The 22,205-nt window shown below is 59.0% G+C and carries 22 protein-coding genes; 14 read left to right on the top strand and 8 right to left on the bottom strand.

Annotated features, from left to right (window positions below):
* Positions 1–9 precede the first annotated feature (9 nt).
* Genes ACQY8Q_RS26300 through ACQY8Q_RS26280 form a run of 5 tightly spaced genes read right to left on the bottom strand, consistent with a single transcriptional unit; the run spans position 10 to position 2,141 of the window.
* The gene (locus tag ACQY8Q_RS26300) at positions 10–291 is read right to left on the bottom strand and encodes a hypothetical protein (RefSeq protein WP_428429466.1); all 282 of its coding nucleotides are present in this window, start codon (positions 289–291) and stop codon (positions 10–12) included.
* Positions 288–1,184 (bottom strand): ParB N-terminal domain-containing protein, encoded by an 897-nt coding sequence (locus tag ACQY8Q_RS26295; protein ID WP_428429465.1) that lies wholly within the window; start codon positions 1,182–1,184, stop codon positions 288–290. The genes ACQY8Q_RS26300 and ACQY8Q_RS26295 overlap by 4 nt, the downstream gene beginning before the upstream one ends.
* Positions 1,184–1,534 carry a hypothetical protein gene (locus ACQY8Q_RS26290; RefSeq protein WP_428429464.1) on the bottom strand — a complete coding sequence of 117 codons (351 nt, stop codon included), beginning with the start codon at positions 1,532–1,534 and terminating at the stop codon, positions 1,184–1,186. Before ACQY8Q_RS26290 ends, ACQY8Q_RS26295 begins: the two co-directional genes overlap by 1 nt.
* A complete protein-coding gene (locus ACQY8Q_RS26285; protein ID WP_428429463.1) occupies positions 1,531–1,863 on the bottom strand; it encodes a hypothetical protein in 333 nt (110 codons plus the stop codon). Before ACQY8Q_RS26285 ends, ACQY8Q_RS26290 begins: the two co-directional genes overlap by 4 nt.
* Complete coding sequence (locus tag ACQY8Q_RS26280; protein WP_428429461.1) at positions 1,863–2,141, bottom strand: helix-turn-helix domain-containing protein; 279 nt, start codon at positions 2,139–2,141, stop codon at positions 1,863–1,865. The genes ACQY8Q_RS26285 and ACQY8Q_RS26280 overlap by 1 nt, the downstream gene beginning before the upstream one ends.
* Positions 2,142–2,294: 153 nt before the next feature.
* Between ACQY8Q_RS26280 and ACQY8Q_RS26275 the strand changes: the two genes are divergently transcribed.
* The 6 genes from ACQY8Q_RS26275 to ACQY8Q_RS26250 all read left to right on the top strand — a co-directional run bounded on the left by ACQY8Q_RS26275 (position 2,295) and on the right by ACQY8Q_RS26250 (position 7,669).
* Positions 2,295–2,825 carry a helix-turn-helix domain-containing protein gene (locus ACQY8Q_RS26275; RefSeq protein WP_428429460.1) on the top strand — a complete coding sequence of 177 codons (531 nt, stop codon included), beginning with the start codon at positions 2,295–2,297 and terminating at the stop codon, positions 2,823–2,825.
* A gap of 166 nt (positions 2,826–2,991) precedes the next feature.
* Positions 2,992–4,113: a TIR domain-containing protein gene (locus ACQY8Q_RS26270; RefSeq protein WP_428429459.1), complete on the top strand. Its 1,122-nt coding sequence runs from the start codon at positions 2,992–2,994 to the stop codon at positions 4,111–4,113.
* Positions 4,114–4,163: 50 nt separating this feature from the next.
* Complete coding sequence (locus tag ACQY8Q_RS26265; RefSeq protein WP_428429458.1) at positions 4,164–4,928, top strand: MltR family transcriptional regulator; 765 nt, start codon at positions 4,164–4,166, stop codon at positions 4,926–4,928.
* 1,190 nt (positions 4,929–6,118) lie between these two features.
* Entirely contained in the window at positions 6,119–6,328 is a 210-nt protein-coding gene (locus ACQY8Q_RS26260; RefSeq protein ID WP_428429457.1) for a cold-shock protein, read from the top strand.
* A 115-nt stretch (positions 6,329–6,443) separates the two neighbouring features.
* Complete coding sequence (locus tag ACQY8Q_RS26255) at positions 6,444–6,662, top strand: hypothetical protein (protein WP_428429456.1); 219 nt, start codon at positions 6,444–6,446, stop codon at positions 6,660–6,662.
* Positions 6,663–6,664: 2 nt separating this feature from the next.
* Positions 6,665–7,669: a sensor histidine kinase gene (locus ACQY8Q_RS26250; RefSeq protein ID WP_428429455.1), complete on the top strand. Its 1,005-nt coding sequence runs from the start codon at positions 6,665–6,667 to the stop codon at positions 7,667–7,669.
* A gap of 132 nt (positions 7,670–7,801) precedes the next feature.
* On the opposite strand, the gene uxuA is transcribed toward ACQY8Q_RS26250, so the two are convergent.
* A complete protein-coding gene (gene uxuA, locus ACQY8Q_RS26245) occupies positions 7,802–8,989 on the bottom strand; it encodes a mannonate dehydratase (protein WP_428429453.1) in 1,188 nt (395 codons plus the stop codon).
* A gap of 49 nt (positions 8,990–9,038) precedes the next feature.
* Positions 9,039–9,761 carry a GntR family transcriptional regulator gene (locus tag ACQY8Q_RS26240; protein ID WP_428429451.1) on the bottom strand — a complete coding sequence of 241 codons (723 nt, stop codon included), beginning with the start codon at positions 9,759–9,761 and terminating at the stop codon, positions 9,039–9,041.
* A gap of 90 nt (positions 9,762–9,851) precedes the next feature.
* Here ACQY8Q_RS26240 and uxaC point away from each other — a divergent pair, with 90 nt between their 5' ends.
* The 8 genes from uxaC (at position 9,852) to ACQY8Q_RS26200 (ending at position 20,844) form a co-directional block, all read left to right on the top strand.
* Positions 9,852–11,252, top strand: coding sequence for a glucuronate isomerase (gene uxaC / locus ACQY8Q_RS26235; protein WP_428429450.1), 1,401 nt, complete (start codon positions 9,852–9,854; stop codon positions 11,250–11,252).
* Positions 11,253–11,310: 58 nt separating this feature from the next.
* Positions 11,311–12,486, top strand: coding sequence for an ABC transporter substrate-binding protein (locus tag ACQY8Q_RS26230; RefSeq protein WP_428429449.1), 1,176 nt, complete (start codon positions 11,311–11,313; stop codon positions 12,484–12,486).
* A 72-nt stretch (positions 12,487–12,558) separates the two neighbouring features.
* The gene (locus tag ACQY8Q_RS26225) at positions 12,559–13,659 is read left to right on the top strand and encodes an ABC transporter ATP-binding protein (RefSeq protein ID WP_428429447.1); all 1,101 of its coding nucleotides are present in this window, start codon (positions 12,559–12,561) and stop codon (positions 13,657–13,659) included.
* The gene (locus tag ACQY8Q_RS26220; RefSeq protein ID WP_428429446.1) at positions 13,656–14,534 is read left to right on the top strand and encodes an ABC transporter permease; all 879 of its coding nucleotides are present in this window, start codon (positions 13,656–13,658) and stop codon (positions 14,532–14,534) included. Before ACQY8Q_RS26225 ends, ACQY8Q_RS26220 begins: the two co-directional genes overlap by 4 nt.
* A gap of 52 nt (positions 14,535–14,586) precedes the next feature.
* Positions 14,587–15,429 carry an ABC transporter permease gene (locus ACQY8Q_RS26215; RefSeq protein ID WP_428429445.1) on the top strand — a complete coding sequence of 281 codons (843 nt, stop codon included), beginning with the start codon at positions 14,587–14,589 and terminating at the stop codon, positions 15,427–15,429.
* A complete protein-coding gene (locus ACQY8Q_RS26210; protein ID WP_428429443.1) occupies positions 15,426–16,901 on the top strand; it encodes a mannitol dehydrogenase family protein in 1,476 nt (491 codons plus the stop codon). Before ACQY8Q_RS26215 ends, ACQY8Q_RS26210 begins: the two co-directional genes overlap by 4 nt.
* Positions 16,902–17,254: 353 nt before the next feature.
* Positions 17,255–18,646 (top strand): TadE/TadG family type IV pilus assembly protein, encoded by a 1,392-nt coding sequence (locus tag ACQY8Q_RS26205; RefSeq protein WP_428429442.1) that lies wholly within the window; start codon positions 17,255–17,257, stop codon positions 18,644–18,646.
* Positions 18,647–18,912: 266 nt separating this feature from the next.
* Positions 18,913–20,844 carry a DEAD/DEAH box helicase gene (locus ACQY8Q_RS26200; protein WP_428429441.1) on the top strand — a complete coding sequence of 644 codons (1,932 nt, stop codon included), beginning with the start codon at positions 18,913–18,915 and terminating at the stop codon, positions 20,842–20,844.
* A 98-nt stretch (positions 20,845–20,942) separates the two neighbouring features.
* Here ACQY8Q_RS26200 and ACQY8Q_RS26195 read toward each other — a convergent pair whose 3' ends face one another.
* On the bottom strand, positions 20,943–21,995 hold the full coding sequence (locus tag ACQY8Q_RS26195; RefSeq protein ID WP_428429440.1) for a 3-carboxy-cis,cis-muconate cycloisomerase: 1,053 nt from the start codon (positions 21,993–21,995) through the stop codon (positions 20,943–20,945).
* Between the last annotated feature and the right edge of the window lie 210 nt (positions 21,996–22,205).

Raw genomic sequence — 22,205 nt, 5'->3', positions numbered from 1 at the left:
AAACCATACTTAGAGGTGGCTCACTTCTCGGTGGAAAAACCGGCTCAGTTCCGCGTGAAAACCAACAGTGTAGGCGTCCAGCGTGGATTTGCTGATGTTGGGCAGGCCGAGATACTGTGCCATACGGGCAGCGATCGTCTGGCGATCGTACTCGCACTCTCGGATGGCGCGCGCCATCGCCCGCTTGATCTTGGTGCGATAGCGGTCGATGTCGATGTTTTGGGAAGATACGCGAACTGGGAAAACCGGTTCGCGGAAGAAATCCAGTTGCGAGGTGTCGGTTTTGCTCACTTGGCTGCCCTCAACGCTGCGAACAGGGGCTCCATGGCCTCGCTCGGCATGCCGGACGCGGCGATAACATCGACTAGGAAGAATTGGCGCGTAGGGCCGTCAGCCTTCTTCCAGATAGTGTCGAGCTGTGTGCGAACGACGCGCTGCTTGTCGGCGTCGGACATTTCTGGGGCCGGTTCCTTGGCCCAAGCGAGAACCTTCTTTATGTCGGGTTCTTTTTCGAGCGCCGCCGCGATGCCAGCCTGCTTCGTCGGGCCTTCCTTGGCGAGTTTCAGCAGCATCGACTGATTGTCGGCTGCGGCGGTACCTCTGAGCGCTGCCCTGAGTTTCGGCGAGAGGTTCTGCGCGATCTGATTAAGCCGCTTCACTGTGGGGACTGACAGTCCCATGCGATCGGCGATGTGTTTGGAGAAGCTGCTCTCCGCTTCATTGCCCAGCACATTGACCAGATTGATCCTGGTGCCCACCGAAGGATCAACTTGATCCCTCGATTGTTTCAAGTTCTTGGATTTATCGATTTTTCCATATTTCTGTTCCCAGACGTCCCGATATGTCTGGACGAAGATCGCGCGGTCGATCACCGAAAGTTCGTTACGAAACAGGTTCTCCGTGATCTCGACGAGTTGCGCCTCCGCCTGATCGGCCTCGACCACCATCGCGTCAATTTCAACTTCGTCATTAAGCACTTCGGCGCGGATGCGGTGCGCTCCGGCTACCAATGTGTAAGGGGTTGCGCCCTTGTTCATATTGGGCGTCGAGCGAACAGTGATTGGGTTCAGTAGGCCATGCTCGACGATGCTCTGGGCGATCGCCAGGGCGTGGTCTTCCTCGACCGCGCGCAGACGCTCGGGGACGTGGATTTGATCGATGCGAATACGTCTGAACTCGGCCATTAGGCGGCGTCCTCCATGCGGGCAGTTAGGGAGGCGCGGGCAGCTGCCGCCATACTGCAATAGTGGGTTTCAAATCGTGGGGTTTCGAGGCGACGATCAATGGTCCGTAAAGCCCGGTTCACGGCCTCTCGGGAGCGCTCCTGATGTTCGACGACGCGGCGCTTGGGGATGAGGAACACCCGCACCATCATGTGAATAACGACTTGCCGGGCGAGAGCCGCATCGAACCACTCGTGTGGCGGGTCGATAATCGATTGCGCCGATAGGTGCGGAAAACCGTCACGGGCAGCCAGTATGCAGGCGTGGAAAACACCGTCGTGAAGCGATGCCTGGGAATGCAGGTTTATCATGCGGCCACTCCTGTAAACCGAGCAATGATCGCCGCTGCCGCAGCAACCAAGCCGGCCACTGCGACGGCAAAGATCAGCACCGTGTCGGCCCACTGGCAGACGGGCGAAAACGACGGGATGAACGGATTAGACGTGTCTATTTTCCCATGCCGTTTCGTCATTGTGGCGCGCTCGGGATTGCCCGATGGTCGCTGTGTGGCGCTGACGGTCTCGGACTGGACAGCCGGGGCGAACAGCCCGCTTGTGCGGGATGGTGTGTTGGCTCTGCCGGTCAGCTTTGGCTGGTACCGGATGGCAATGGCTAGAACAGCCTTCCGCCCGCGCCACATCACGCTGCATCCCGATGGGGTTTGCTGGACTCTGGTGTGTACTCGTGGGAAAGAATGCGTGCTGTCCGTTTCGGATAGCGGTCCGGAAACAGTGTCTCGACGGCGATGCCAAGGAAGTTGGCTACGATCGCTTCGGAGTTACTGTTTGGCCGGGTCCAGATGGTCCGAAAGCCACCGGGGCTGACGTCGTTCATCTCGGCAAGTTTCGTCAGCGTCATACCGCGCCGGCGAAGTTCACCGAGGATAGAGTGACGGTCCCACTTTATGGGCTTGGTCATCGGGGCACTCCTGCAGAAAGCGGATGTTGGCGCATCCGCTTTTTGTTGAACGTTAATGAGCAATCGCAGCCCGCCAAAGCAGGCTGCTACAGATAGGATTAATTCCAATTTCGATATTTGTAAATATTGATATTGGAAATAACTGGTGGGCGCGTGGCTGGAAGACCTGAGGTCGCAAAGACTGAGCTTGGCGAGAGGCTGCGCGCTATTCGCAAGACTATGGGTGATCTTGATCGGGAAGAATTTGCCTCCCGCCTCGGGATCTCCGCGCAAGTTTTAGGAAAGATCGAGCGTGGCGATTCCGAGCCTGATCTGGCGGTGCTTGCCGCTTATCGGTCGGAATTTGGCGTTGATCTAAACTGGCTAGCAACGGGTGAGGGGGAAATGTTCTCGGCGAACTCACCAACAGCCATAACCATCCCCGCAGCAAGAACGATCGGAACCACGATCGACTGGGTCGGTAAGCTCGTGTTTCAGGTCTATAGGGATGAAAAGGTTGCGGTGCCGCAAGGAGCGGCAATCGGCATTGTTTCAGCCAAAGTGGTGGAACTGATGCAGCATGCCGGCCCTTCAGTCGTCGATCTTAACAATGTGGCCGCGTTGTTACCTTGGTTGGAAATGAAGATACGCGCCGAATTGAAAGAAGCAGCTGATCAGCCGGGCACCGGCAAACACTCGGCCTAATGCTGGTGATCAGGAGTATGTTAACGGTTGCGACGATCGACACATTACGCGGGATCGATTTTGCCACAAGTTGAACCTTTAGGTATAGTAAATCTGCGATGGAGCATGGGGGTTGTGCCAAACCATTCCTATCCTAGATGGCGATTGGCACGAAAAGGAGCAGCCGGTGAAGGTATTTGTAGGATATGCCTCAGAAGACAGAAGCGCGGCGGAAGAAGTTGTGGGCTTCCTAAAAACACTAGGTTTGGATGTCTGGTTTGACCGTTCTTCACTAGTGGCCGGCGATGATTGGGATGCAGAGCGCCTCGCTGCACAGCGCGATGCGGATATCATTATCCATATGTGCTCAGATAAGATTTTAACACGCCCGGGCGTGGTAAACAGAGAGATCCGTGAGACGCTAAGGCTTGCAGAGGACAAACCCTTCGGCAGCAACTTCGCGATTTTTATTCGCCTAGGTGAAGTGCGATTGCCAGCCACGTTCTTGCGTTATCATTACATTGACTTTGAAGGCGACTGGCAACAGGCGCTGGCAACTGCTGTCGGCAAGAAGGCCGGTTCTCTCCAAATGGATTCTGCTCCGGCCACCCCGTACAAGCGGGATAGCGTGAATGTCCTTGAAAGGTTTTCAAAGAGACTGATCGAGGAGAAAGAGAAGACCTATGAACTGTCGGTCGAGTATTTAGTCTATGGCAGTGGTGATACCTACTGGAGAATGATTAATTCGCATATCGAATCTAAAGCGTTGGAAGAGTACTATAGTTTTAAATCGGCCATTCCATCTTTGAGTGGAAATTCCGACGAGGAATGGTTCAGGGCGGCCGAATTTCAGCTCAGGACCGAAGAGTTCTATTGCTCATCCGGTTTTGTTTCTTTGCGGTACTCCATGTATTGGGATATGGGTGGCGCACATGGCAACTTTCGGACCGCAACGTCTAATTTTTTTGGCCTCGATCATGGCAAATTCACAATTAAAGACGCCTTGCATAACGATGAAGAGAAAGCCAAAAAACTGCTTTCTTATTGCATGAAAGTTGTAGGCGCAGGACTAGGGGACGAGGACGTCGATTGGCTTGTCGACAAGGATAACTCTGAGGAAGCTTGGCGAGTGCTCGATAACTTCAATTTCGACAATCGTGGCGTTACGTTTAACTTCAGCCCTTACGATCTCTTGGCATACGCATACGGCGACCATGAAGTAAATATTCCCTGGCAAGTCGCGTTGAACTTCTTTTCCGAAGAATATGGAAAACCGTGGGGCCGCAGTGAGGTTGGCGAAAGCTCCTGACCGATTTCGTCTTGATGAGAGGATCAGATTGCGAGTTCTAGGGGAGCGAAATGGATCAAGACCTTGTCGCCGATAAAGCCGATGTGATTTTTGGAAACCTAAATCGCCTTCAGCAGATCATCCAAGATCTGGACGACCGGGGTCTTATCCTGGCCTTGGCCGCGTTTGCGGAGGAGGCGTTAGGCGATCTTATTGGCGCATATCTTGTTGAGGGGGAGCCCTCCAGACAGTTGACCAGCGGCTTCAACGCGCCATTAGGTACTTTTTCGGCACGTAGTAAAATGGCGTTTGCATTAGGCCTCGTCACAAAGGGTCAGTATCAGGACCTTGAGCGGCTGAGGCGGATTCGAAACGAATTCGCGCACAAATGGGAACCCCTCTCGTTTGCTGACCCAAAGATAGCAGCGCATATCTCAGCCCTGCATTTTAGTGGCTTGAACATGAAGTTTCCAGATTCCCCGGCGGAGAAGGTGCGAAGTGTGCTTTCGGTTCTTCTAATGGAACTCCGCGCGACAACTATACGATCGAGTGGCGCGGGCCGTTTAAAATTGCTTGGAACTCGGCTCGTTGCTGGGGTCGCTGGTGATTTCGATGAGCAAATTTCAGCTTGTAAGAAACATCTAACGGAGATTGCGGAGGAACTGGTATCAGCCTCGGATCAACGTCGCCGGTTCCTTCAGGCTGTTCGTCGGAACTGGGTGGGTTACCTTGAAATAGTCCGTCTGAATGCTCCGCCAGGCCGACGGCATGAGGTATTAAATCTACGCGCGGAACTGAACGCCTGGAATGATGCCCTTGACGAACGAGACGCATAGAACGCCATCCGAAGCGCCACGACATTGTGGGAATCTTTCTACTTGTGGAACCGCATTAAAGTGCTGTTTTCTTTTCTTGTTTTCTACGATTTACAGATTCCCATATCAATGTGGGAATCTCATTTGGATTTCCGCCCAATCGGGCTTATTTCCTCGCCTTACAGAGCAACCGGTCAATTTTCCTCAAGTCCTAGTTTTTAAGGCTTTGAAGGCGGCTCGAAAGCTTTTCAGGGGCTTTTGAGGCCCGACTTGAAGCCTCGGCCGGTTTTGGGCACTTGGGGCCGGTCGGGACGGTTTTCCGCCTCAAGGGCTGTCAAAAACATTCGCCCGATTTTTTCAGGCAGCCCTGCGCAAAGCCTTACGTTTCAAGGCGTTCCCGCCAGTTTCCACATAATCCCAGATATTCCCGCCTTTTCCGGATACCTATGGCAGACAACAGCGGCACCTGTCGTCCGGCAGGGTCTCGATCTAATCTTTCCAGAATGCCGAGGCTTGCGGCGCTTGTCGTCCCATTTCCGTGTCTCGAGGATGTTGTCGTCAAGTTTGCCTAGGCGCGTTCCACCGATCTTGACGGGGTTTTCAGCGCGTTTGTTTCCGGATGGGGCATTGTAAACTCCGGTTTGAGGTTTCGTTCCGGTCGCAACCGCCAGGTGGCCAGGACGTTCCGTATCCTTGTAACCCATGCGTCAAGCGCAATGCTGCGCTGCGATAAAATCGCTTCCACGAAATCCGGTAATCCTTTAAATATTACTCATCGAAGCCGTGCACCTCCTCCCGCGCTGCTTCGAATGGGACATCCCATCCTCCTCCCAGGGATGTCCTAAGGAACAGCGGCACTCCTCCTCCCAGTCGCTGTTCGCGTTTTTGAAGCCTGCCGCACCTCCTCCCGCGGCAGGCTTTTTCGTTTACGGGTACAGGGTGTCTCCCGACGGCGTTGCCGGTGGCCCGTATCGGCCGGCGAATGCCGTCATAAGCGGGCAATCAGCCGGTACTCGCGGCGCCGTAAAACTAAAAGTTGACCCTGACCGTTCTTTCCGCTATCACTGGTTCATCGATCTTTTGCTTGCTGAACTTTGGTTACCGCGCGATTGGCACCGCGCCTGAACGAACTTCCCTTCAAAACTATCGTTATCATCGTCGTATGGGAATTTCTCATGCGATCCACCACGTATGCTTTGAAAGGGTTCATTATGACCACAGGCACAGTAAAATGGTTTAATTCCACCAAGGGCTTCGGCTTCATTCAGCCTGACAACGGCGGCGAAGATGCCTTCGTTCACATTTCGGCCGTCGAACGCGCCGGAATGCGCGAAATCGTCGAAGGCCAGAAGATTTCTTACGAACTGGAGCGCGACAAGAAGTCGGGCAAGATGTCAGCCACCAACCTTCAGGCTGCATAATTTGAACTGCTTCCGCTTTGACCACGGATGTACTGGCATCGCTGGAAGCTAGTTTTTTGGAAGGCCGGACGTTTGTCCGGCCTTTTCCGTTTTAAGCATGACGACTGGAGGACCTATGTCCGTCAACAAATCCCGCGAGCATGCCCAAGCTGCATTCAGCCATCTTCAGTCCCAATTCTTCGCGCGCGGCAGCGCGGTCGAGGAAATGGATCATGTGATCAGGTCGCGTGACGAAAAGACATCCCGCCTACGGGAGGCGCGGCTCGCCAAGGAAGAGCAGGATCGCATCAGCGCTTCGACGGCACCCGCCGTCAAAACCCGCAAGAGGGCCTGAGCATGACGCAAGACCACAGCTTCAATCATTCCGACTGGTCGCCCGACGAACTCCGCCGGGCGCTCGAAGCGGCAAGTGTGGCGCTCTGGTCCTGGCACGTGGACAGCGACGATCTTCTCATGGACAGTCATGGCTACACGCTTTGGGGTGTTACCAAAGCGGAACCGCTGACGTTCGAGCGGCTTTCGGACAAGATACATCCGGCTGACCGGGACAGGGTTCGGGCGGCTTTCGCGGCCACCAGAGCCGTTGTCGGACCGTACGAGACTGACTTCCGGATAATCGTTGGTTCGGATGTGCGCTGGATATCCGCACGGGGACGCGGCAGCGATGCAGGCATCAAAGACCGGAAGATGACGGGTATCTTTCTGGATGTCACCGGCCGGAAAAACGCCGAGGAAAGCCATGAACTCCTGGCAGGTGAGATGAGCCATCGGGTGAAGAACCTGTTGGCGATCGCGGCAGGCCTGACGCAGATCACGTCGCGATCTTCGGATTCCGTCCAGACCATGACGCAACAGCTGACCAGCCGTCTGACTGCACTCGGGCGCGCGCATGACCTCGTCCGGCCTCTGCCAAACGGGCAGGGCAACGCGGCATTGCTCGGCGACATTTTTACCGTTCTTTTGGCCCCGTATGACGACGAGGGCGCGTTCGCAGGCAGGATCAGGGTCGCTGTTCCACGGTTGGGCGTAGGCGAGACGGCCGCTACCGGACTTGCATTGGTGATTCACGAGTTGGCCACCAACGCGATGAAATACGGCGCGTTGTCTGTCGCTGAAGGTACGCTCGATGTTTCCGGTACGATCTCCGGTGACGCCGTGGAAATTCAGTGGTCCGAGCGTGGCGGTCCCGACGTGGTTAAACCCGATGGCCCTGGCGGATATGGCAGCAAGCTTCTTCACCGGACCTTGGCGGGCCATCTTGGCGGAACCCTCGAGTACGACTGGTCGAAAGACGGCCTGCTTGTGAAACTGCACATCGACGGAGGCCGATTGTCGTCGTAGCCAGCGCCTAGCCCCACAAAAGGGCTTTGAAACGCTTGACGACAATCTCGAGGCCAAAGGGCTTCGGCAGGACATTCATAGACGCCCGCAATTCGATCTCGTTGGACCTGACGCGGCCTTGTCCCGCTATATTTATGTCGGCCGCGCATCCAGCGCATGCAGGATACCACGCAGCTCAGCCAAACCGCGCAGGCGGCCGATGGAGGGGTAGCCGGGGGTGACAGTCTTTTCGAGATCGTCGAGCATGCGGTGGCCGTGGTCGGAGCGGAAGACAATGGTGTTTTCGGCTGAGCGGCGGCGGTCCTCGGTGACCAGTTCCTTCAGCACCTCGACCATGTCGACGTCACCATCAAGATGGTTGCTTTCGTGGAAGCTGCGGCCGTCGGCTTCACGGGTGGTGGCGCGCAGATGGGCGAAATGGATGCGCGCGGCGAAACGGCGGGCAATCGCGGGCAGGTCGTTGTCGGCGCGGACGCCAAGACTGCCGGTGCAAAAGCACATGCCGTTGGCAAGCGAGGGCACCGCGTCGAACAGGGCGGCGTAGTCTGCGGCAGTCGAGGCGATGCGCGGCAGGCCGAACAGCGGGCGTGGCGGATCGTCCGGATGCAAGGTCAGCTTCACCCCGAGCGCCTCGGCTGCAGGGGTAACGGCTTCAAGGAATTCGATCAGGTTCTGGCGAAAGCGGCTGGCGTCGACGCTGCTATAGGCGGCGAGGCGTTCGCGAAAGCCGGGAACCGTCATCGGCTCGGTGGTGGAGCCGGGCAGGGCGGAGGTGATGATGCGGGTGATCTCCGCCATTTCGGCTTCCGGCATCGTCTCGAACACGGTTTTGGCCCGCAGGCGGTCTTCGTCCGAATAGTCGTTCTCGGCGCCGGGGCGCTTGAGGACGAACAGGTCGAAGGCGGCAAAACGTTCATGATCGAAGCGCATGGCGGTGGCACCGGTCGGGGTGACAAAATCCAGTTCCGTGCGCGTCCAGTCAACGACGGGCATGAAGTTGTAGCAGATGATGTTGATGCCGCAGGCGGCGACGGCCTCGAGGCTGGCAATCCAGGCTTCGATCTCGGCTTTGGCCTTGCCGCCGGTGCGCTTGACGGCATCGGGGATGGGGATGCTTTCGACGACGGACCAGGTGAGTGGCGAGCGCCCGGAGGGCGTGGTTTCGATCAGCACTTTTCGCTCGCGGACTTCACTCTCAGTCCACGCCCGGCCGATCGGCACCTGATGCAGCGCCGAAACGATATTGGTCGCCCCGGTCTGGCGCACATCGTCCAGCGTCACCGGCGCATCCGGCCCGAACCATCTCCATCCCTGACGCATGCCTGCTTCTTCCTCCGGTTTATTGAATGTCGTTGTTTGGTGTCGCTGTTCAGCAAAAATAACCGGGATGCATGACGCGCAATTCAGCAACGTCGGGAATGACGGCGCTTAGATGGTGCATCATGGCAGTGCGGGCGCCTTCGACGTCATGGGCGGCGATGGCATTGCGGATCGTCACGTGCTCCTCGATCACGCTCTCCATGCGGCCGAGCGCCGGCAGGGTCAGGCGCCGGGCGCGGTCGATCTGGATCTTGACGGTTTTCAGGATCGCCCAGATGCCGGGATAGCCGGCGATGCCGGCAATCGTCTCGTGGAAGGCCTCGTCCTGCTCGTGGAACAGCGACAATTCATTATGGGCGGCATGGAGGCGCTGGCGGGCGATGATGGCATCCAGCCGGGCGATGTCGGCGAGGGTCGCGATTGCTGTTGCCGATTCGACCGTTGTCCCCTCCAGCGACTTGCGGATCACCACTGCTTCGGGAATGGCCGCGACCGGAACCAGCGACACGAAGGTGCCGGATTGGGGGAAGATATCGACAAGCCCTGCCTCTGCCAACCGCAGCAGCGCCTCGCGCACCGGCGTCCGGCTGACGCCGAATTCCTCGGCGATTTTCTTTTCCTGCAACGGCATACCGGGCGGCATCTGCAGGGAGGAGATCGCCGAATGCAGCCTTTCATAGATCGCAGAACCCGCTGTGACGCGCCTAAGCTTTGCTGCCGCAGGCTCGGCAAGAAGGGGCGCGACGACGGGGCTCTGGGGCGATGACGGCATAAGGTCTCTCGAAGCGTTGACACTGTTGTGAATACTAGTATATCAATTTCACAACGTTGCCAAGACGTGAAGCGGGAGGAGCGACAAGGAATGGCATTGCACCCCGACAGGCTGTTTCCTGCCGACCCCGGAACTCGGGCGATTGCAAGGCAGCTTTACCAAACCGTTCACGGACTGCCGATCGTATCGCCGCACGGCCATACGGATCCGTCCTGGTATGCGGAAGACAAGCCATTTTCGGACCCTGCAGCGCTATTCATTACCCCGGACCATTATGCGACGCGCATGCTTTATTCGCAGGGCGTGCGGCTGGAAGACCTGGGTGTGGCCCGGCGTGATGGTGCGCCGGTCGAGGCGGACCCACGCACGATATGGCGACTGTTTGCCAAGCATTTTCATCTGTTTGCCGGAACGCCAACGCGCATCTGGTTCGAGCATTCGATGGAGACTGTGTTCGGGCTCACCGAGCGCCTGTCGCCCAAAACGGCGGACGCCCTGTTCGACCGGATCGAGGCTGCGATCCCGACGCCGGAAATGCGGCCGCGTGCCCTGTTCGATCGTTTTGGCATTGAGGTGATCGCCACCACGGACAGCGCACTTGACGATCTCCAGCATCATGACGCGGTGCGCAATTCGGGATGGCATGGGCGCGTGGTGCCCACATACCGGCCGGATGCGGTGGTCGATCCGCAGGTGCCTGGATTTGCCGCTAACCTTGAACGTTTCCTCAGCCTGACCGGGGAGGCGGCGACCTGGGCTGGTTATCTGAATGCACATCGGGCGCGGCGTGCCTTCTTCAAGCAGCGCGGTGCAACGGCGACGGATCATGGCCATGCGAGCGCCCGGACGGAAAACCTGTCTTCCGGTAATGCGGCGGCACTCTTCGACAAAGTGCTTTCAGGTCAAGCGGACGCGTCGGAAGCCGATGCCTTCCGCGGCCAGATGCTGACGGAAATGGCGCGGATGAGCGGAGATGACGGGCTGGTGATGCAGATCCATCCGGGATCCTATCGCAACCACAATCCGTCGCTGTTTGCGGATTTCGGCCCGGACAAAGGGGCGGATATTCCGCAAGCTACCGGCTATGTGCAGGCGTTGAAGCCGCTGCTCGATGCGGTCGGAAATGACCCGGCGCTGACGGTTATTCTCTTCACGCTCGATGAAACTGCCTATTCACGCGAACTGGCACCGCTGGCCGGGCACTATCCGGCCCTGAAGCTTGGGCCCGCGTGGTGGTTCTTCGACAGTCCGGAGGGCATGCGCCGCTACCGCGAGACGACGACGGAAACCGCCGGGTTCTACAACACGGTCGGCTTCAACGACGACACCCGCGCCTATCTGTCGATCCCGGCCCGCCATGACATGGCGCGGCGGGTGGACTGCGCCTATCTCGCCCGGCTCGTGGCAGATCATCGCCTTGAAGAGGAAGAGGCGTTCGGTCTGGCACATGAACTTGCCTACGGGTTGGCGAAGCGGGCCTACAGACTGTGACTATCCGGCAGACGGGTGCGCAGGAGGCGCCCGCTGCACAACACGGGAGGAGAATGACATGAACGTTACGCGCAGGACTTTTGTCGGCGGAGTTGCCGGCTTGACCGGTCTGGGGCTTTTGCCCGGCCGTCTTTTTGCACAGCTCAAGGCGCCGGCAAGCCCGGTCACCATCACGGTAGTGGATGTTGCCGGCAATCTAGCCCTGACGCAGGGCATGCTCGAAGCCTATGCGGCAGCAAAGCCGGAATGGGTATCGAGTTTCGCCTTCACCAAGGCTCCGGCACCGGAACTGCCGGCCAAGATCAAGGCACAGCAGGCTGCCGGCAAGGTCGATATCGATCTCGTTCTGACCGGAACCGATGTGCTCGCCGCCGGCCTCGATCAGGGGCTGTGGGTCGATCTTGCCGCACACAAGGGCGACCTGCCCAATCTGGAAAGCATCCTGTTGCCGCAGGCTTTCAAGATGCAGGCGCTCGCCAAGGAGCAGGGCGTCGTCGTCACCTATTATCCGTCCGGGCCGCTGATCGAATATATGCCGGACAGGGTTCCGACACCGCCGAAGACGGCGGCGGAGCTACTGGAATGGTCGAAGGCCAATCCGAAGAAATTCATGTATGCCCGTCCGGCCAATTCCGGCCCGGGCCGCACCTTCCTGATGGGGCTTCCCTATATTCTCGGCGACAGCGATCCGCGCGATCCGGTCAACGGCTGGGCAAAGACCTGGGAATATCTGAAGGCTCTGGGTGAAAACGTCGAATATTACGGCACTGGCACGACCCAGACGATGAAGGAACTCGGCGAAGGTACCCGTGACATCGTCGTTTCGACGACCGGCTGGGATATCAACCCGCGGGCGCTCGGCATTGTTCCGACTGAGGCCAAGGTCGGCAAGCTCGACGGCTTCCACTGGGTGACGGATGCGCATTATGCGGTCATTCCAAAGGGCGTTTCGGACGAGAAGGTCGCCGTTCTGCTCGACATCATCAACTTCATGCTGCAGCCGCAGCAGCAGGCGATCGCCTATGACCAGGGCTATTTCTACCCGGGCCCGGCGGTGAAGGACGTGACGATCGAGATGGCACCGCAGGAAAGCCAGGACGCCATCAAGGAGTTCGGCCGTCCGGAATATGACGACTGGATCGCCAACAATCCGCTGGAAGTGCCGCTCGAGCCCGCCCGGATCGTCGAAGCGTTCCGCATCTGGGACGAACAGATCGGCGCATCCAAGGGCTGAGCCTGACAGGACCTGAAACGGCGGCGGTTTCGCCGCCGTTTCAAACTGCCTATCGACGTGGAGGAGACGACCTTGAATTTGCCGGTTCAGACCGCAGCGGCGGTGCTTTCGCCCAAACAGACGGCCCGCCTTGAGCTGGATGGCCTGCGCCGCTCGTTCGGCGCCTATACCGCGCTCGATGGCATCGATCTTGCGATCGAGCCTGGCGAATTCATCGCCCTTCTCGGACCCTCCGGTTGCGGCAAGTCGACGGCGCTCAATTGCGTTGCGGGGCTTCTTGCCCTGTCGGGCGGCGAAATCCGGCTCGGCGGCGACCGCATCGATCAGCTGGAGCCGGAAAAGCGCGGGTTCGGCATGGTGTTTCAGAGCTACGCGCTGTTTCCGCATATGAGCGTGCGCCGCAATGTTGGCTTCGGGTTGACCATGCAGGGTGTTCGCGGCAGCGAGGCCGACCGGCGTATCGAACAGGCTTTGGCGCTGGTCCGGCTGGAAAGCCAGATCGACAAGCTGCCGGGGCAACTGTCCGGCGGACAACAGCAGCGCGTGGCGATTGCCCGCGCCATCGTCATCCGGCCGCCGGTCGTGCTGATGGACGAGCCGCTGTCCAATCTCGATGCCAAGCTGAGACTTGAGATGCGCGCCGAAATTCGCGGCATCCATGACCAGATCGGCTCGACAACCATTTACGTGACGCATGATCAGGACGAGGCGCTGTCGCTGGCCGACCGGATCGTCGTGATGAACCAGGGCCGGATCATGCAGATCGGCTCGCCACAGGATCTTTATCAGCGGCCCAATCATATCGACGTTGCCGATTTTATGGGTTTTCGCACGCGCATTGCTGGGCGAGTGACCGGCATATCCGGTGACGAAGCCCGCATCGAAGTGGCGGGGGCGCAGCTGACCGGCACGATGCGCGAGCCGCTTGCCGTCGGCGATGCGGCGGTGCTGTCGGTGCGGCCGGAGGATCTTGTCGCCGTCGAGGATGGCAACGGCATGCCCGCCACTGTGGTCAATATGGAATATCGCGGCCGTGCCTTTTTCGGGCTGGCCAAGTCGGCTGATGGTTCCGATCTCTATTTCCGCGCCGAACAGGCTCTGCCACGCGGCGCATCGGCGACGTTGCAACCTGCCACCGGCCGGGCGCTGCTGTTCAAGGGGGCGGGCGCATGAGCACGCCGTCGCTTCGCACCCGGCTTGCCGCGCGCGGTTTTGATGGCACGACGTTGCTGATCCTGCCCGGGCTCGCCGTCATGCTCGGGCTGTTCATCTATCCGTTTTTCTACGGGCTTGCCGATTCGGTGATGCCGAAGGAGGGGGCCTGGTATGCCAACTATGTGACGTTCTTCAGCGATCCCTTCCAATACCGTACGATCGCATCGACGCTCTGGCTGGCGCTGCCGGTGACGATCGTCAACCTGGCCTTTGCCGTACCGATTGCCTTCAGGGTCCGGTTGATGACGCGGCAACGGCTGTTGACGACGATCCTTGTCCTGCCGATCACGCTTGGTACGGTTTTCGTTGCCGATGGGCTTTTGACGTTTCTCGGACCGCAGGGCTGGTTCAACCGCGTGCTGGTGCTTGTCGGGCTGCTGGATGCACCCGTGAAGCTCACCAACAACTATTGGGGCGTCTTTGCCTCGCTGGTCATTACCGGTTTTCCCTTCGCTTTCCTTCTGACGCTGTCTTACGTCACCGGCATCGATCCGGCGATAGAGCAGGCAGCCGCCACCCTTGGCGCCAATGCGCGCCAGCGGTTCACGAAAGTCTTCCTGCCGCTGCTGGTGCCGGGGCTTGCCGTCACCTTCTGTCTTGCTTTCGTCCAGGCCTTTGCCGTCTTTCCCTCCGCCGTCCTGCTCGGGGCGCCGGCGGGGCCGACGCGGGTGATCTCGATTGCCGCCTATCAGGCGGCCTTCGAGCAATATGACCATTCGCTGGGAACCGCGATCGCGATGATCATGGGAGCGGTGGAGCTGGTCGTCGTTTTGGCTGTTCTTGGCGCGCGATCGATGTTCTATCGCGGCCCGACCGGGGGGACGAAGGGATGATGATGCTGACAAAGCCTGTGCCCCATCACTCATTTTTCCGGGAGATGCCGCGATGATCCGTGATCAGGGCCTCGTGTCGAAAATCTGGCGTTTTGCCGTCTGGGCGGTTGCCGGGCTGTTCATTATAAACCTTATCGGCGTGATTGCTGCCGTGGTGGTCAATTCCTTCGCCACCCGCTGGCTCGGCACCTGGCTGCCGGTCGGTCTGACGACAAAGTGGTATTTTAGCGCCTGGAAGGAATTCCAGCTGTCGAGCGTCGTGTTCGTCACCTTCCAGATCGTCTTTACCGTGGTGATCATTTCCGGGATTCTCGGCGTCACCACCGCCTATGCACTGGCGCGGCGGGATTTTCCGGGCAAGCGCCTCGTCGTCCTCCTGTTCCTTTTGCCCTTGCTCATTCCGCCGCTGACCTACGGCATTCCGCTGGCGACGGTGCTTTACCAGATTGGTCTCGGCGGCTCGTTCTGGGGTGTCGTGCTGATCAACCTCGTGCCGTCGCTGCCCTTCGTCGTTCTGGTGATGATCCCCTTCATCGAGCAGATCGACCCGCGCATCGAGGCCGCAGCGCGTGTCTTCGGGGCTGGGACAGGCAGCCTGTTTCTGCGTATCCTGTTGCCGCTTCTGCTTCCCGGCATGCTGGCGGCGCTGCTTCTGGTGCTGGTGCGTACGATCGCGATGTTCGAGCTGACCTTCCTGATCGCCGGGCCGACGAGCCAGACGCTGGTCGTGTCGCTCTACTACGCCGTCTTTGCCGCCGGCGTGCGGGCCGGACAGTCGATCGATGCCATGGCGGTAATCTACATGGTGACGACGCTGTTCTGGCTGATTCTTGCCCTGCAATTCGTCAACCCGTCGCAGATCGTCGCTCGCGCCAAACAGCAGCCCGCATCATGACCAGAATATCGAATGACACCCTGAAGCCCGTACCGGACGGGATCGAAAAGCCGGGTTATGACCGGGCGACGGTGACGGTCGGTATTGTCCATCTCGGGATCGGCGCCTTCCACCGCGCGCATCAGGCGGTGTTTACCGATGATGTTCTGGCACACGATCCCTCCTGGGGGATTTGTGGTGTCTCGCTGCGCAGCCCTGACACCCGCGATGCGCTCGCACCGCAGGACGGGCTTTATACGCTGAAGATTCAGGACGGTGGGGGCGAGACGCTGCGCATCATCGGCAGCGTTGTCGAAATGCTTGTTGCGCCGGAGGGCCCGAAAGCTGTTCTAGCGCGGATGGCTGACCCGGCGACCCGCATCGTCTCGTTGACGGTCACCGAAAAGGGCTATTGCCATAATCCGGCGACCGGCATGCTGGATGAAAACCATCCGGATGTTCTTCACGACCTGCAGAACCCGGCAGCGCCGCGATCGGCCGTTGGCTTCATCGTCGAGGCGCTGGCCCGAAGGCGGGCGGCGGGCGTGGCTGCGTTTACGCTGCTATCGTGTGACAACCTTCCATCAAACGGTCATGTGCTGAAGCGCGTCGTCAGCCGTTTTGCCGAGCTGCGCGATCCGGGACTGGCCGCTTTCGTCGCCGATGTCGCTTCGCCATCCACCATGATCGACCGGATCGTGCCGGCAACAACCGATGCAGACCGCGCTGCCATTGCGGCTGCGCTTGGTGTCGACGATGCCTGGCCGGTGGTGACAGAGCCGTTCCGGCAATGGATCATCGAGGATCATTTTCCGCTGGGACGGCCGGCATGGGAGGAAGCGGGCGCCGTCTTTGTTCCCGAGGTTTCGGCCTTCGAGACGATGAAACTGCGGCTTCTCAACGGCAGTCATTCGACACTTGCCTATCTGGGGTTTCTGGCCGGGGCCGAAACGGTGGCGGATGCCATGGCCTTGCCGGGCATGCAGCCGCTGATCGACGGGCTGATGTCCGAGGAGGTTTCTCCGACACTGCCGCCGCTCGCCGGTTTCGATCTGGCGGCCTATCGAGGTGCCCTCATTCAGCGCTTCAAAAATCCGGCGTTGCGTCATCGCACCTGGCAGATCGCTATGGATGGATCGCAAAAATTGCCGCAACGGCTGCTCGGGACGATCCGCGACCGTATGCGAGCAGGGGCTTCTTATGACCGGCTGGTACTCGGGGTTGCCGCATGGATGTCTTACGCACGCGGCCTCGATGAGGCTGGAGAGGCGATTGACGTCCGTGATCCGCTGGCCGGGCGCATCGCGGCATTGACGCAAGGTCTGGATGATCCGGAACAGATCGTCGTGGCGTTTCTGGGCATAACCGAGGTCTTCGCCGACGATCTTAGCCGCGATGATGGCTTCCGGGCAGCGCTTACCGATGGTTTGTCGCGTCTGCTCTCAAAGGGAGCGGCCGTCGAACTGGCTGCGTGGCAAAGGCCAGTCAGGTGAGCCGCTGTTCTGGTCGCTGCTGCGGCAACTGGCGTTACCAGCCCGGTGTAGAGCCCTGCCGATGTGCCAGTACCCAGCTGGCAAGAATAATCTAAGGTTGTCGTTTTTAACATATGTATATTTACTGGTGTAGTCTTGCGGCAACTTGTATTCTTTCGTTTGTGGATGACCGCGCCGCCCGCGTGGCAAGCTAAGGGCGGTATTTGTTTCTAAATGGAACGTGCAGCTCCATATTCTAGTAAAATAATGTTCTGCTGAATTACGTTTCGGTTAACTACTGCTTTTTACCGCCGTTTAGAGTTTCGTAAGTACTGTCCGTTGTCTGAGGGATACATCGATGCCAGGGGTGGCTGATGCCGAGACAGGGGATCACAGTGCGCATATTGAAGAAGCTTTTTGCCGACCGGGCCGGCAATTTCGCCATCATGGGCGCCATTGCCATCGTTCCCATCCTCGGCTGCGCCGGCCTAGCGGTGGATTTCAGCCGCGCCATGGACCTGAAATCGAAGTTGCAGGATGCCGCCGATATGGCGGTTCTTGGATCGATCGCTGAAAGGTCCGCAGGTGTCGCGCAGGCCGTCGGCATGACCAAGGATGGTCCCGTTCCCCTCAGCGAGGCGGAAGCAGAGGCGTTTTTCAAGGCTCAAAGCGAGGGCACATTGAACGGCGTGGCGGAGGAAGGGACTGAGGCGGAAAAGGCCGCATCACAGGACGTAAAACTCGACCTCGTCAAAGCGTCCGTTACCAAGGACGGCAAGGATATCAAAGCCAAGCTGACCTATCAGGTTACCTTGAAGACATCTTTCCTGCGCATTATCGGCAAGGACAGCATTACCGTTTCCGGTTCTGCCAATGCCGTCTTTCAATCGCAGTCTTTCATGGACTTCTACATGCTGTTGGACAACACGCCGTCCATGGGGGTTGCTGCGACAACGGCTGACATCGACAAAATGATCGCCGCGACAAAGAATGTGGCGGACGCGGGTTCCAAGAATTGCGCTTTTGCGTGCCACATCGTCTCGGAACAGGGCGTGCCTAACACCGGTAGCAACTATGCCATCGCCAAGAAGAACGGCATCTCCATTCGTATCGATGCGGTGGCAAAGGCGGTGGCGCAACTGACCGATGAGGCCAAGCTCCAGCGGAGCTATCCCGACCAGTACCGTATGGCGACCTATACGTTTGGTGAGACCGCTATGGATACCAAATTGCTCAAGGTTGCGGGTTTGAACGGTGATCTTTCCCAGGTGGCAAGGACCGCAGAGGGCATCAAATTGATGAGCATTCCCAAGCAGGGATACAACAATGACCAGCAGACCGACTTCGACAATGCGCTGACAAAGATCGGTGAGGAAATTGGCACGCCGGGCGATGGTTCAACGGCCGCAACTCCGGAAAAGGTCGTGTTCTTCGTGTCCGATGGTGTCGGCGACAGCTATAAGCCGAAAGGGTGCACGGCCAAGCTGAGCGGTAGCCGTTGTCAGGAACCCATTGATACGAAAAGCTGCGCTGCACTGAAGGCGCGAGGCATCAAGATCGCGGTCCTTTATACGACCTATCTGCCGCTTCCAAACAATGACTGGTACAATTCGTGGATCAAACCTTTCCAGCCCACGATCGGTACGAAAATGCAGGAATGTGCTTCTCCCGGCTACTATTTCGAAGTGCCGCCATCGCAAAACCTCGGGGGGGCCATGAAGACACTCTTCAATATGGTCGTGCATACACCGCGCCTCACGAGTTAAGCCGCGCCTGCGTCAAGTCCTGATGCTTAAAACTGAACGGCCATATGTCCATGATGGAGATATGGCCGTTTTCACGGCTATCAATCCGTCTGTTTGGTGCTATTCCGCCGCGTTTTTGCAGTGCAGCATCGTGACGCTCTGTACAATTGCGCTCAGGCGCAGTATGAGGCGCGCATGTATTGGCTGGCGACGTGCCGGCTGCGGGGACTGCGATTACCCTCATCGACCGAGGAACGCATGACATCCGAATTCCGAAAGATAAACATATGGTAGAGTTAGACGGCATCGCTCCGGCGATCGCTCAGGCATTGAGCAAGCGCGGTTATTCAGAGTTGACGCCGGTTCAGAAGGCTGTTTTGGGCCCTGAACTCGAAGGCAGGGACGCGCTGGTCTCGGCGCAGACCGGTTCGGGCAAGACCGTGGCTTTCGGTCTGGCGCTTGCCTCGACGCTGCTCGAAGGCAAGGACCGCTTCGGCCAGCCAGGCGCGCCTTTGGCGCTCGCCGTCGCACCGACCCGCGAACTGGCACTGCAGGTCAAGCGCGAACTGGAATGGCTCTATGAGCTGACCGGCGCGACCGTGGTCTCCTGTGTTGGCGGCATGGACATGCGCAGCGAACGGCGCGCGCTCGATCGTGGCGCCCATATCGTTGTCGGTACCCCTGGCCGTCTCTGCGACCATATCCGCCGCAACGGCCTCGACATGTCGAGCCTGAAGGCCGTCGTTCTCGATGAAGCCGACGAGATGCTCGATCTGGGGTTTCGTGAAGACCTCGAATTCATTCTCGAGGCAGCACCGGCCGACCGCCGCACACTGATGTTTTCGGCGACCGTGCCGCGCTCGATCGCCAATCTGGCGAAGAGCTACCAGAAAGATGCCATTCGTATCTCGACCCAGGCCGAGCAGAAGCAGCATCTTGATATCGAATACCGGGCGCTGACCGTTGCGCCGTCCGACCGCGAAAATGCGATCATCAACGTGCTGCGCTTCTATGAAGCGAAGAATGCGCTGGTGTTCTGCTCGACGCGTGCTGCCGTCAACCATCTGACGGCGCGCTTCAACAATCGCGGTTTCGCTGTTGTTGCCATGTCCGGCGAACTCAGCCAGAACGAGCGCACCCACGCGCTGCAGGCGATGCGCGATGGACGCGCCCGCGTCTGTATTGCCACCGACGTTGCTGCTCGCGGTATCGATCTGCCCGGCCTCGAACTGGTGGTTCATGCCGACCTGCCGACCAATCCTGATACGCTGCTGCACCGGAGTGGCCGCACGGGCCGCGCCGGACGCAAGGGCGTCAGCGCGCTGATCGTGCCGAACAGTGCGCGCCGCAAGGCTGAACGCCTGCTGCGCGACGCCAATATCAATGCCGAATGGGGCCGTCCGCCATCGGCCGACGACGTCAGCCGCCGTGATGACGAGCGGGTTCTGGCCGATCCGGCGCTCACCGAAGCAATCACGCCCGACGAAGCCGATTTCATCCGCGAATTGCTGGAAAAGCACGGTGCAGACCAGGTGGCTGCAGCTTTCCTGCGACAAGCGCGTGCGGGCCGCTCGGCACCGGAAGATCTGATGGACACACCGTCCTATACCCCATCCGGCGATCGTCCCGACCGTGGCGACCGCCCGGAACGCAGCGAGCCAAGGGCTCCGCGTGGCGATTTCGGTGACAGCGTCTGGTTCTCGCTGTCGGCTGGCCGCAAGCAGAGTGTCGAACCACGCTGGCTGATCCCGATGCTGTGCCGCATAGGCAAGATCACCAAGCAGGAAATCGGCGCTATCAAGATGCAGACCGAAGAAACCTATATCGAGATCGCTCGCGAGTGGGTGGATCGTTTCGTCGAGGCGATCGGTCCGAAGCGGGCGCTCGAAAAGGGCATCACCGTGACGCAGCTTGACGGCATGCCTGATCTGTCCGGCGGCTCGCGTGGTGCGCCGTTTGCCGGCAAGAAGCCATATCCGGCCAAGCAGGCCGACTGGAACGGCGAGAAGCCAAAGCGGAAGTTCGAGGGCAAGCCCGATTTTGCGAAGGCCGACAACCGCCCGGCTGAAAAGACCGACAGCAAGCCCTGGACCAAGAAGGCCGGCAAGCCTGCTTTCGACAAGCCGAAATTCGATAAACCGAAATTCGACAAGCCGAAGTTTGACAAGCCTGCGACCGAGGGTGTTAAGCGCAAGCCGTTCAAGAACAAGACCAACTGATTGATTTTCGGGCGAGTAGGTACAGCCTGCTCGCCAGAGACTGAAAAACCCGCGTATCGAAAGATGCGCGGGTTTTTCGTTGGAAGAGAATGCGTGCTCTATGCGCTTGCTGTGCCAAGCCGCTTGATCTGGCCGGCAAGCGTGGAGGCGAGCCGTGTGCTGGCGCCGCAAGCGATCACCATTTGCGGCAGGATCATCCATTCCAGGGTCCAGGCAGCGCCGGAACGTTCCTGTTCATGCACCATCGACTGGTGAATGCCGGAAAGCTGGACGGCGTTGAAGCGGGCGAGCGATACCAGTGTTTCTGCGGCCACCGGGTTCTGCTTATGCGGCATGGCGGATGAGCCGCCGCCACCCGAAAGCGCGATTTCATCACTGGCTTGGGCCAGCAGAGCGATATCCTGGCCGAATTTTCCAAGACTGCCTGATATTAACGACAGGAGATGGGCGAGATCGGCGATGATAGCGCGCTGGCTTTGCCATTGTGGCCGATCGGAAAGGCTAAGGTTTTCGGCCAGCGTTGCCCGAACGGCGCCGGCCTTATCGCCCAGTTTCTCGAGTGTTCCTGCGGCTCCGCCGAACTGCACCGGGAATGACGTTTCCTGCAGCCTGTCGCGATAATCGGCAAGCGGCGATGACCAGGCGGCGAGGCGATCGGCGACAGTGATCGGGATCGCGGCCTGCATGCGCGTGTGGCCCATCAGCGGGTGTCCGCCCCACTCGTGGCCAAGACCGTCGAACGAACCCAGCAGTTGCGACAATCTGTTGGAAATGACGGCGCAAGCCGCCTTTAACCGCCGCATCAGACTGGTGTCGATAACATCCTGACTGGTGGCGCCGAAATGGACTTTTTCCGCCGCTTCCCCCCCAACCGCCTTGCGCAATTGCCGGACCAGTTCGGGGATCACCACGCCATCGCTCGCAACGGCGTGGCGCAGGGCAAGGACATCGGGCTGGAATGTGGCGCAGGCCTCAGTGATACGGGTTGCCGATTCCTTTGAAACAATCCCGTGTTCGGCTTGTGCCTGCGCCAAGGCTGTCTCGAAGCACAGCATGGCGCGGATATCCGCCTCCGCCGAGAAGAAGGTGGATATTTCCTCGTCGCCGAGAAGACCTGAGAGATAGGGGTGGTCGAACACCGAGGCGGTCATGGCTGTCCTAGGTTCCCGGGGCTCTAGCAGGCTGCTGAAAAACCCTGAATATGATGATTTAACGAAGGCGGCACACCACTCTCCGTCATCCTCGCCCTGTGGCGGGGATCCAGCGACCCGACGTCTGTCGGGTCAAAAGACTCTTTCAGCTCAATGACTTGAGCTGGCTGGATTCCTGTGACGAGCAGAGGAATGACGGAGGATTTGGTA

The sequence above is a fragment of the Pararhizobium sp. genome (genome assembly GCF_965279435.1).
Classification (GTDB): Bacteria; Pseudomonadota; Alphaproteobacteria; order Rhizobiales; family Rhizobiaceae; genus Pararhizobium.
Note: the sequence above shows the minus strand (reverse complement) of the source record. Positions and strands in the feature narration are given on the sequence as shown.

Coding starts and splice junctions, on each gene's coding strand:
- ACQY8Q_RS26295 (WP_428429465.1), bottom strand. CDS start 1,184: ATGGCCGAGTTCAGACGTATTCGCATCGATCAAATCCACGTCCCCGAG.
- ACQY8Q_RS26290 (WP_428429464.1), bottom strand. CDS start 1,534: ATGATAAACCTGCATTCCCAGGCATCGCTTCACGACGGTGTTTTCCAC.
- ACQY8Q_RS26285 (WP_428429463.1), bottom strand. CDS start 1,863: ATGTGGCGCGGGCGGAAGGCTGTTCTAGCCATTGCCATCCGGTACCAG.
- ACQY8Q_RS26280 (WP_428429461.1), bottom strand. CDS start 2,141: ATGACCAAGCCCATAAAGTGGGACCGTCACTCTATCCTCGGTGAACTT.
- ACQY8Q_RS26265 (WP_428429458.1), top strand. CDS start 4,164: ATGGATCAAGACCTTGTCGCCGATAAAGCCGATGTGATTTTTGGAAAC.
- ACQY8Q_RS26260 (WP_428429457.1), top strand. CDS start 6,119: ATGACCACAGGCACAGTAAAATGGTTTAATTCCACCAAGGGCTTCGGC.
- ACQY8Q_RS26255 (WP_428429456.1), top strand. CDS start 6,444: ATGTCCGTCAACAAATCCCGCGAGCATGCCCAAGCTGCATTCAGCCAT.
- ACQY8Q_RS26250 (WP_428429455.1), top strand. CDS start 6,665: ATGACGCAAGACCACAGCTTCAATCATTCCGACTGGTCGCCCGACGAA.
- uxuA (WP_428429453.1), bottom strand. CDS start 8,989: ATGCGTCAGGGATGGAGATGGTTCGGGCCGGATGCGCCGGTGACGCTG.
- ACQY8Q_RS26240 (WP_428429451.1), bottom strand. CDS start 9,761: ATGCCGTCATCGCCCCAGAGCCCCGTCGTCGCGCCCCTTCTTGCCGAG.
- uxaC (WP_428429450.1), top strand. CDS start 9,852: ATGGCATTGCACCCCGACAGGCTGTTTCCTGCCGACCCCGGAACTCGG.
- ACQY8Q_RS26230 (WP_428429449.1), top strand. CDS start 11,311: ATGAACGTTACGCGCAGGACTTTTGTCGGCGGAGTTGCCGGCTTGACC.
- ACQY8Q_RS26220 (WP_428429446.1), top strand. CDS start 13,656: ATGAGCACGCCGTCGCTTCGCACCCGGCTTGCCGCGCGCGGTTTTGAT.
- ACQY8Q_RS26215 (WP_428429445.1), top strand. CDS start 14,587: ATGATCCGTGATCAGGGCCTCGTGTCGAAAATCTGGCGTTTTGCCGTC.
- ACQY8Q_RS26210 (WP_428429443.1), top strand. CDS start 15,426: ATGACCAGAATATCGAATGACACCCTGAAGCCCGTACCGGACGGGATC.
- ACQY8Q_RS26205 (WP_428429442.1), top strand. CDS start 17,255: ATGCCGAGACAGGGGATCACAGTGCGCATATTGAAGAAGCTTTTTGCC.
- ACQY8Q_RS26200 (WP_428429441.1), top strand. CDS start 18,913: ATGGTAGAGTTAGACGGCATCGCTCCGGCGATCGCTCAGGCATTGAGC.
- ACQY8Q_RS26195 (WP_428429440.1), bottom strand. CDS start 21,995: ATGACCGCCTCGGTGTTCGACCACCCCTATCTCTCAGGTCTTCTCGGC.